Origin of the sequence: Oerskovia sp. NPDC060287, from assembly GCF_042726775.1 — a bacterium.
Classification (GTDB): domain Bacteria; phylum Actinomycetota; class Actinomycetes; order Actinomycetales; family Cellulomonadaceae; genus Oerskovia; species Oerskovia merdavium.
The window spans coordinates 1-9528 of record NZ_JBHXBO010000165.1; the positions used below are offsets into that span (position 1 = coordinate 1).

Below are 9528 nucleotides of genomic sequence, written 5' to 3' on the forward strand. Positions count from 1 at the left end.
GGTTCTCGGTGCCTGGAGCGGCCGGGGGGCCGCCTGGGGGCTCGGCGCTCAGTCCGAGAAGTCGACGATCACCGGCACGTGGTCCGAGGCGCCCTTGCCCTTGCGCTCGTCGCGGTCGATCTCCACTCCCGTCGCGCGGGCCCGCAGCGCAGGGGACAGGTAGGCGAAGTCGATCCGCATGCCCTGGTTCTTGGGGAAGCGCAGCTGCTGATAGTCCCAGTAGGTGTACTTGTGCTCCTCGGGGAAGAACTCGCGCGTGACCTCGGTGTACCCGGCCTCGGCGAACGCTGCGAACGCCGCCCTCTCGGGCGGGGACGTGTGCGTGTGCCCCGCGAACACGGCCGGGTCCCACACGTCGGTGTCGAGCGGCGCGACGTTCCAGTCACCGACGAGCGCGACCTGCGCCGCAGGATCGGCCGCGAGCCAGCCCGCGGCCTGGTCGCGCAGGTTGCCGAGCCATTCGAGCTTGTAGGGGTAGTGCGGGTCGTCGAGCCCACGCCCGTGCGGCACGTACAGGCTCCACACGCGCACCCCACCGCACGTCGCGCCGATCGCCCGGGCCTCCAGGTGCGGCTCGGCCCCGAAGTGCGGTTGCGTCGCGAAACCCGTCTCGACGTCCTCGATCCCCACGCGGGACACGATCGCGACCCCGTTCCACTGGCTCAGCCCGAAGTGCGCGACCTCGTACCCCGCGGCCTCGAAGACCTCGTGCGGGAACTGGGCGTCCTTGCACTTGGTCTCCTGCAGCGCGAGCACGTCGGTGCCCGAGCGCTCCAGGAAGGCCACCGCACGCTCGGCGCGGGCTCGGATCGAGTTGATGTTCCAGGTGGCGAGTCGCATGGCGCCCAGGCTAGCCGGGGCGACCCACGCCCGGTGTGCCGCTGGGCGGAGGCCGACGGCTCGACGGTGCGTGGCGCCGTCGGGCACGGGGTCCCCCCGAGCGTGCCGCGCCCCCTAGGCTGGGCCCATGGCGACTGCACTGATCACCGGCGCGAGCGCCGGCCTGGGCCTCGAGTTCGCGTGGCAGCTGGCCACGGCCCGTCACGACCTGGTCCTCGTCGCGCGCGACGAGGAGCGCCTCGAGCGCGTCGCGGCGCAGATCCGCGCGGCCGCGGGCGTGCGGGTCCAGGTGCTCCCGGCGGACCTCTCGGTGCCCGACGACGTCGCGCGCGTCGCAGCACGCCTCGCCGTGGTCGACGAGGACGAGGCAGGGCAGCGGCCCGTGGGCCTGCTCGTCAACAACGCCGGCTACGCGGTGCACCAGCGCTTCGTGGGCGGGGACGTCGACGCCGAGGTCAAGGCGCTGGACGTCATGGTGCGCGCGGTCCTGGTGCTCTCGCACGCTGCGGCAGGCCAGATGACCGCGCGTGGACGCGGCGCGATCCTCAACGTCGCGTCGGTCGCGGCGCTCACGGCGAGCGGCACCTACTCGGCGGCCAAGGCGTGGGTGCGGACGTTCACCGAGGGGCTCGCGGTCGAGCTGCGCGGGACGGGCGTCACGGCCACGGCCCTGTGCCCGGGGCTCACGCACACCGAGTTCCACGAGCGCGCCGGGATCGACTACACCCAGCTTCCCGAGGTCGCCTGGCTCAACGCCGACCGTGTGGTCGCGGCGGCGCTCGCGGACGTGCGCCGGGGCGTCGTGATCTCGACGCCCTCGCTGCGGTACCGGCTGGCGTCGGGGCTGCTCAAGGTCGCGCCGCGTGCTGCCGTGCGGGCGTTCGAGGGACGCTGACCGGTCTCGGGTCGCGGTCGCGGGCGGAGGACGGGCCCGCTGGAACGTTAGCCTTGACCCCATGACCGACACCTCCACGCACCTGTCCCCGACGCCCCGCGAGCAGCTCCGCGACCTGATCGCCGAGCTGGCGATCGTGCACGGGAAGGTCACGCTCTCCTCGGGCAAGGAAGCCGACTACTACGTGGACCTGCGTCGCATCACGCTGCACCACCGCGCGGCGCCGCTCGTCGGGCACGTCCTGCTGGACCAGCTCGAGGAGGCCGGGCTGGGGACCGCGGAGGTCGACGCCGTGGGCGGTCTGACGCTCGGTGCTGACCCCATCGCGACCGCGCTGCTGCACGCCGCGGCCTCGCGGGGCCAGGACCTCGACGCGTTCGTGGTGCGCAAGGCCGCCAAGGCCCACGGGATGCAGCGTCAGATCGAGGGGCCGGAGATCGCGGGGCGCCGCGTCGTCGTCGTCGAGGACACGACCACGACGGGTGGCTCGCCCATCACGGCGATCGAGGCCGCGCGGGCAGCGGGCGCCGAGGTCGTGGGCGTCGCCACGATCATGGACCGCGACACGGGCGCGCGCGAGAAGATCGAGGCCCTGGGCGTGCCGTACCTCTCGATCTTCGGGCTGACGGACTTCGACCTCGCCTGAGCAGGCCTGAGCGGGTCTGAGCAGGCCTGAAGGGGGAGGGGCAGGGCATGACCTGGTTGGCCTGGGTCGTCTTCGTCCTCGTGGACCTCGCCGTGGTCGGCCTGATGTACGTGTTCTGGCGGGCCGGCAAGGCCCGCAGGCGCATGTTCGAGGCGTGGGCCGCGCGCCACGGGTGGGGGTACGCGGACCTCGACCGCGACCTCGCGAAGCGCTGGAAGGGGACACCCTTCGGGGCGGGGCACGCCCGCAAGGCGACCGAGGTCCTCGCGGGGCAGTACGCGGGCCACCCCGCGCTGTCGTTCACGTACGTCTGGACGGTGGGCGGTGGCAAGAGCGAGACGACGCACACCGCGCACGTGGTCGTCCTGTTCCTCCCGGTGGCGCTGCCCACGCTCGAGCTGACGCCCGAGGGCTTCGGGACCCGGGTCGCCAAGGCGTTCGGCGGGCAGGACATCCAGCTCGAGTCGGAGGACTTCAACCGGGCCTGGCGCATCGAGGCGAGCGATCTCCGGTTCGCGCACCAGGTCCTGCACCCGCGCCTGATGCACCGTCTCCTGGAGCCGGACTTCGCGCGCCGCAACGTGCGGATCGAGGGCGACGCGATCCTCGGGTGGACGGGCGGCCGGACGGTCCTGGACAACGTGCTCCCCCTGATGTCACGGCTCGCGGTCGTGGCCGACGCGGTCCCGGACCACGTCTGGCTCGACCGAGGGGCGGTGCCGCCGCGTCGTCAGGGCGAGTCGCCCCGTCCTGCTCCGAGGCGGGGGACGCCGACGCCCTGACGCGTCGGTCCTGCGCGGGGTGCACCCCGCTACGATGCACCTACCTTCCGCGTCGCCCGACGACGTCGCGCACCCTCGGTCCGTCGGGTCCGGTCGTGCGGTCGTCCGGGTCGAGCGGTCCGACCAACCCAGCCCAAGGGGGCAGCATGTCAGGCGGCATCATCGCCTTGATCGTCATCGGCGTCATCGTCCTGATCGTTCTCTTCTGGGCGGTCGCGCAGTACAACGGCTTCGTCCGGCTGCGGAACCTGGTGCAGGAGTCGTGGCGTCAGATCGACGTCGAGCTGCACCGCCGTCACGACCTCATCCCGAACCTCATGGAGACCGTCAAGGGCTACGCCGCGCACGAGCGGGGTGTGTTCGAGCAGGTCGCTGCCGCGCGTTCGGCGGCCGCGGGCCCGGTCTCCGGTCCGGCGGACCAGGCGGCCAAGGAGAACCAGCTGACGCAGGCTCTCGGTCGGCTGTTCGCTGTCGCCGAGGCCTATCCTCAGCTCCGAGCCAGCGAGAACTTCGCTCAGCTCCAGGGCGAGCTGACCAACACCGAGGACCGGATCGCGGCCGGACGTCGCTTCTACAACGCGAACGTCCGCACGCTGAACACCAAGGTCGAGACGTTCCCGCCGAACCTCGTCGCGAAGATGTTCGGCTTCCAGCGGGCCGAGTACTTCGAGGTCGACAACCCGGCGGTGCGCAACGCGCCGCGCCTGGACTTCGACGGGAACGGCCCGATCATCGACCGCTGAGGTCGAGGTGCGGCCGCGAGGTGCGGCAGAGGACGAGTGAGGGGCGGTGCGCCGGGGCGCGCCGCCCCTCACTGCGTCTGCGGTCGGCGAAGGGCGTGTGACTCCGCACACAGGAGCTAAGGCAAACCTTGCTTTGGTGAGGCACGCCTTATATGGTCCACGAGGCGATGGTCGTGACGGCTGTCGCCACCCCGTCGCCACCGCGGGCGACCCACGAACGATCACGGGAGACCGAGTGCTCATCACACAACGGGGAGGGCGCCGTCGCGCTCTCGCCTCACTCCTGACCGGAGCGCTCGTCGCCGGTCTCGCTGTCGTCGGGGTCACCCCCGCCAGCGCTGCGGACACCGTCGCGGTGTCGGGCGGCAGCGCCACCTGGAACCTCAAGGACAGCTGGACCGGCTACGTCGGCGGTGCGGGGACCATCACGCCGGCGCTGAGCAACGGCAAGTCCGTGTACTCGCCCGCGAGCGGCAGCATCGACCCCGTGACGGGCGTCGGCGCGCTGCGCTTCGGTGGATCGACCAACTACAAGGCGCACGGCGGCGTCCTCGACATCACGGTCGCCGACCTGCGTCTCGCGATCAGCTCGCCGACGACCGGTGTCCTCACCGCGGACGTCACCACGGCCGCGGGGTTGGCGGACGACGTCAAGGTCGCCGACGTGGCCGTGAGCACGGCCCGCGCGGGTGACACGCTGACCGTCACGGCGAACGGTGCCCTGTCCAGCGCGTTCGGTGCGCTCGACGGCAACTTCGCCGACTACGTCGGCCAGCCGATGTCGACCTTCACCGCCACGCTCGACGCGCCGCTCCCGGTGGCGCCGGCCGCACCGACGACCACGACGCTCGCGGTCGCCCCGGCGGGCACCTCGGTCGAGGGGACCGCGGTCGCGCTGAGCGCGACGGTCGCCCCGGCCGCAGCGGGCAGCGTCGAGTTCCTCGACGGACCCACCTCGCTGGGGACGGCCACGGTGTCCGACGGCGCCGCTCGCCTCGACGTCGCGGCTCCGGCCGTGGGGGAGCACGCCTACTCGGCACGCTTCACCCCGGCCGACGCAGCCGCGTTCGCGGCCTCGACGTCCGCGGCCTCCGGGCACACCGTGACGGCCAAGACCGTCGACCCGCCTGCTCCGGTGGCCGACCCCAAGGTGACGGTCACGCCGAGCGCGGACGTCGACCCGTCGGTGGAGAACACGTTCACGATCTCGGGTACGGGGTTCGTGGGTGCCGGCGCGAAGAACGGTGCCTACGTCCTGCTGGGCGAGTCGTCGATCTGGAAGGGCGAAGGACCGCTCCTGGCCGAGGGCTGGTTGCAGCAGGTCTACGTCCGCTCGATCGTCGACGGCGCGTTCACGACCACGATCACGGTCCCGGCGGGCTCGTTCGACGCCACGAAGGACTATGTGGTCGCGACGTCGGCTGCGCACGGCCTGTCGGTCACGGACCGCACGCTCGACACGTTCACGCCCGTCACGTTCAAGGGCGAGGAGCCCACGGCTCCGGTGTTCGAGCCTGCGATCGAGGTCTTCGCTGCTGATGGTGTGACGCCGCTGGGTGACACGGTGGTGCGTCCTGGTGACGCGATCGTGGTGAAGGGTTCCGGTTTCGATCCGGCGGCGAACGTCGGTGGATACGGCAACCCGATCCCCAACACCCTGCCGCAGGGCAACTATGTCGTGTTCGGCAGCTTTGCCGAGGCGTGGCGCCCGTCGGAGGGCGTGGCGAGCTCGGCACGCAAGGTCGGCTCGCAGGCATGGGCGCTGTCGGAGACCGTGCTGAACCAGCTCAGCCCCGCGAACCAGTCGATCATCCGTGGCCAGTGGGCCGACATCGCTGCTGACGGCACGTTCACGGCCACGCTCACGCTCAAGGCCCCCGCGGCTCTCGAGGGTGGGCGCTACGGCGTCTACACCTACGGTGCGGGCGGCGTGAAGAACGCCGACCAGGAGCTCTCGGTCCCGGTCAGCTTCACCGAGACACCGGCTCCGGTGTTCGAGCCTGCGATCGAGGTCTTCGCTGCTGATGGTGTGACGCCGCTGGGTGACACGGTGGTGCGTCCTGGTGACGCGATCGTGGTGAAGGGTTCCGGTTTCGATCCGGCGGCGAACGTCGGTGGATACGGCAACCCGATCCCCAACACCCTGCCGCAGGGCAACTATGTCGTGTTCGGCAGCTTTGCCGAGGCGTGGCGCCCGTCGGAGGGCGTGGCGAGCTCGGCACGCAAGGTCGGCTCGCAGGCATGGGCGCTGTCGGAGACCGTGCTGAACCAGCTCAGCCCCGCGAACCAGTCGATCATCCGTGGCCAGTGGGCCGACATCGCCGCTGACGGCACGTTCACGGCCAAGCTCACGCTCAAGGCCCCCGCGGCTCTCGAGGGTGGGCGCTACGGCGTCTACACCTACGGTGCGGGCGGCGTGAAGAACGCCGACCAGGAGCTCTCGGTCCCGGTCAGCTTCACCGAGACGCCGGCTCCGTTGACCGTGACCCCCGGCTCCACCTCGGTGACCGCCGGCGACAAGCTCACGCTGACCGTCGCGGGTCTCGCGACGGGGGACAAGGTGTCCTCGGTCCTCCTGGGTGATGCGTCCGCGAGCTTCGTCGTGAACGGCGACTCGGTCGTCGTGACGGTGCCGACCGACCAGCCCTCCGGTGACCTCACGGTGACCGTCGCGAGCAAGCTCGGTGCCACGGGGACGGCGACCGTCACGGTCGCCGGCAAGCCGGTGGTTCCGATGGCTGACCCGAAGGTGACGGTCACGCCGAGCGCGGACCTCGACCCTGCGGTCGAGAACACGTTCACGATCTCGGGTACGGGGTTCGTGGGCGCGGGCGCGCAGTACGGCGCGTACGTGCTGCTGGGCGACGCGTCGATCTGGTCGGGCGAGGGTCCGCTGGTCGCGTCGGGTTGGCTGGGGCTGAAGTGGGTGTCGCCGGCTCAGGTCGTGGACGGGAAGTTCACGACGACGATCACGGTCCCGGCGGGCACGTTCGACGCCTCGAAGGAGTACGTGGTCGCGACGTCTGCTGCGCACGGCCTGTCGGTCACGGACCGCACGCTCGACACGTTCACGCCCCTCACGCTCAAGGAGGTGGAGATCCCGACCCCGCTGACGGTTACTCCGGGCGCTTCCTCGGTGACCGCCGGCGACAAGCTCACGCTGACCGTCGCGGGTCTCGCGACGGGGGACAAGGTGTCCTCGGTCCTCCTGGGTGATGCGTCCGCAAGCTTCGTCGCCGACGGCGCGGACGTCGTCGTGTCGGTGCCCGCAGACCTCGCCGCGGGCGAGCTCACGGTGACCGTCGCGAGCAAGCTCGGTGCTACGGGGACGGCGACTGTCACGGTCGTCGGCAAGCCGGTGGTTCCGGTGGCTGACCCGAAGGTGACGGTCACGCCGAGCGCGGACCTCGACCCCGCGGTCGAGAACGTGTTCACGATCTCGGGTACCGGGTTCGTGGGTGCGGGTGCGCAGTACGGCGCGTACGTGCTGCTGGGTGATGCGTCGATCTGGAAGGGCGATGCCCCTCTGGTGGCTGATGGTTGGCTCGGCCTGCAGTGGGTGATGCCGGCTCAGGTCGTGGACGGGAAGTTCACGACGACGATCAAGGTCCCGGCGGGTTCGTTCGACCCAGCCACGGAGTACGTGGTCGCGACGTCGGCTGCGCACGGCCTGTCGGTCACGGACCGTTCGCTCGACACGTTCACGGCGCTGTCCGTGAAGCAGCCCGGGAAGGACGCGGAGGCGACGAGCACGACGCTGCGTGCTTCGTCGGCGAGCATCGTCGAGGGCACGGACGTGGCGTTCACCGCGACCGTCGCACCGGCTTCGGCCGAGGGCGTGGTTCGCTTCGTCGACGGCTCCAAGGACCTGGGCTCCGCTGCGGTGAAGGACGGCGTCGCGGTCTTCGCGGCGAGCGACCTCGCGGTCGGTCCGCACTCCGTGACCGCCGTGTTCACCCCGACGGACAGCACGTCCTTCCTGACCTCGACCTCTGAGGCGGCGACCGTCACGGTCACGGCCAAGCCCGTCACCCCGCCCCCCGCGGGTGCGGCAGGCAGCCTGCAGTGGGGCGTCAAGGAGTCGTTCCGGACGTACATCGCGGGCCCGATCGCCCAGGGAGGCGTGACGACCTCGAACGGCGCGACGGGGGCCGCGACCGGTCTGTACTCGTTCCCGCAGTCCGCGACGAGCTCGTTCGACACGGCCTCCCGCAAGGGCACGGTCGACTTCGCCGGAACCGTCCGGTTCACGGGACACGGCGGCATCCTCGACGTCCGCCTGAGCAACCCGCGCGTCGTCGCGACCGGCGACAAGGCGACACTGGTCGCGGACGTCGACTCGAAGGACATCGAGGGCGGTTCGTTCGTCCAGTCCGGCGTGACGGTCGCGACGCTCGACCTGGCCGCCGCAAAGGTCACGACCGGGAACGGCACGACGACCTACGCGAGCGTCCCCGCGGCCCTCACCGCAGCAGGCGTCCCGGCGTTCGGTGCGTTCTACACGGCCGGTGACGCGCTCGACCCGGTGACCTTCACGGTCGGCTCCGCCGTCGAGAACCCGGGCACGACCCCGGGCGAGAGCTCGGGCAACACCGACGGCTCGGGCACGCAGCAGGACCCCGCCAAGGCGACGCTCTCCGTCTCCCAGGCCGCCCCCGGCGACCAGGTCACGATCAGCGGCATCGGGTTCGGGGCCAACGAGGCAGGTCTGCGCGTCGAGGTCCACTCCACCCCGCAGGTCCTCGCCACGGGCATCACGGCCAACGCCGGTGGTGCGGCCACGTCGACCGTCACGATCCCCAAGGATCTCCCGGCGGGCGAGCACACGCTGCTCCTCATCGGCGCGAACCACACCGCGTCCGCGGCCATCACGGTCACGGGTTCGAGCACCTCGGGCAGCGGTTCCGCCGCTCAGCAGTGCTACGCGCAGGGCGTCAACGGCGCCACGCTGACCTGGGCCGTGAGCGACAAGTTCCGCGCGTACATCGCGGGGCCGATCGCCAAGGGTGCCGTCTCGGCGAGCGGTGCCAAGGACAACGGCTCCACGACCACGTGGAGCGGCGGCAAGGGGTCGTTCAACACGGACCTGGGCAAGGGGCGCGCCTCCTTCGCAGGCTCGGTGCACTTCACCGGTCACGGCGGCATCCTCGACCTGCAGATCTCCAACCCGCGGGTCCAGGTCAACGGCGGAAGCGGCACGCTCGTCGTCGACGTCGTCAGCAGCGACATGGAGGGCAACAAGTCCACGAGCAAGGGCGTCGCGTTCGCGAACCTCGACCTCTCGGGCAAGAAGGCGACCTCGGGCACCACGATCACGTGGACCGGCGCGCCGGCCACGCTGACGGCCGCGGGCGCCAAGGCGTTCGCGGGCTTCTACGAGGCAGGGACCGCACTGGCCCCGGTCACGTTCAGCTTCCCGATCGGTGGCGACGTCGAGTGCGACACGTTCTCGGGCCTCGCGGCCACGGGGTCGGACGCCGGCAACGCCACGGCACTCGCGGTGATGCTGCTCCTGAGCGGCGCGGGCCTGCTCGCGGTGAGCAAGCGCCGTCGGGCACGCGCGACCGCCTGACGCACGAGCCGCACCACGAACGGCGGGCGGGCCGGGACCTCTCCAGGTCC

At 71.4% G+C, this 9528-nt stretch carries 6 protein-coding genes; 5 read left to right on the forward strand and 1 reads right to left on the reverse strand.

Annotation, left to right across the window (positions count from 1 at the left end; all coding sequences use genetic code 11):
- Positions 1 to 48 precede the first annotated feature (48 nt).
- A complete protein-coding gene (locus ACFWFR_RS14020; protein ID WP_377623351.1) occupies positions 49 to 840 on the reverse strand; it encodes an exodeoxyribonuclease III in 792 nt (263 codons plus the stop codon).
- A 127-nt stretch (positions 841 to 967) separates the two neighbouring features.
- On the opposite strand from ACFWFR_RS14020, the gene ACFWFR_RS14025 reads away from it, so the two are divergent.
- From ACFWFR_RS14025 to ACFWFR_RS14045, 5 genes are all read left to right on the forward strand, one after another.
- Positions 968 to 1735, forward strand: coding sequence for an SDR family NAD(P)-dependent oxidoreductase (locus ACFWFR_RS14025; protein ID WP_377623352.1), 768 nt, complete (start codon positions 968 to 970; stop codon positions 1733 to 1735).
- Positions 1736 to 1796: 61 nt separating this feature from the next.
- Positions 1797 to 2381 (forward strand): orotate phosphoribosyltransferase, encoded by a 585-nt coding sequence (pyrE, locus tag ACFWFR_RS14030; protein ID WP_377623353.1) that lies wholly within the window; start codon positions 1797 to 1799, stop codon positions 2379 to 2381.
- 47 nt (positions 2382 to 2428) lie between these two features.
- Positions 2429 to 3163, forward strand: a complete 735-nt coding sequence (locus ACFWFR_RS14035) for a hypothetical protein (protein WP_377623354.1) — start codon at positions 2429 to 2431, stop codon at positions 3161 to 3163.
- 146 nt (positions 3164 to 3309) lie between these two features.
- On the forward strand, positions 3310 to 3906 hold the full coding sequence (locus tag ACFWFR_RS14040; RefSeq protein ID WP_377623355.1) for a LemA family protein: 597 nt from the start codon (positions 3310 to 3312) through the stop codon (positions 3904 to 3906).
- A gap of 235 nt (positions 3907 to 4141) precedes the next feature.
- Complete coding sequence (locus ACFWFR_RS14045) at positions 4142 to 9478, forward strand: HtaA domain-containing protein (protein WP_377623356.1); 5337 nt, start codon at positions 4142 to 4144, stop codon at positions 9476 to 9478.
- Positions 9479 to 9528: the final 50 nt, after the last annotated feature.

What these genes read in the sequence shown, in the direction of transcription:
- ACFWFR_RS14020 (WP_377623351.1), bottom strand. Translation starts at nt 840, where the DNA reads ATGCGACTCGCCACCTGGAACATCAACTCGATCCGAGCCCGCGCCGAG.
- ACFWFR_RS14040 (WP_377623355.1), top strand. Translation starts at nt 3,310, where the DNA reads ATGTCAGGCGGCATCATCGCCTTGATCGTCATCGGCGTCATCGTCCTG.
- pyrE (WP_377623353.1), top strand. Translation starts at nt 1,797, where the DNA reads ATGACCGACACCTCCACGCACCTGTCCCCGACGCCCCGCGAGCAGCTC.
- ACFWFR_RS14035 (WP_377623354.1), top strand. Translation starts at nt 2,429, where the DNA reads ATGACCTGGTTGGCCTGGGTCGTCTTCGTCCTCGTGGACCTCGCCGTG.
- ACFWFR_RS14025 (WP_377623352.1), top strand. Translation starts at nt 968, where the DNA reads ATGGCGACTGCACTGATCACCGGCGCGAGCGCCGGCCTGGGCCTCGAG.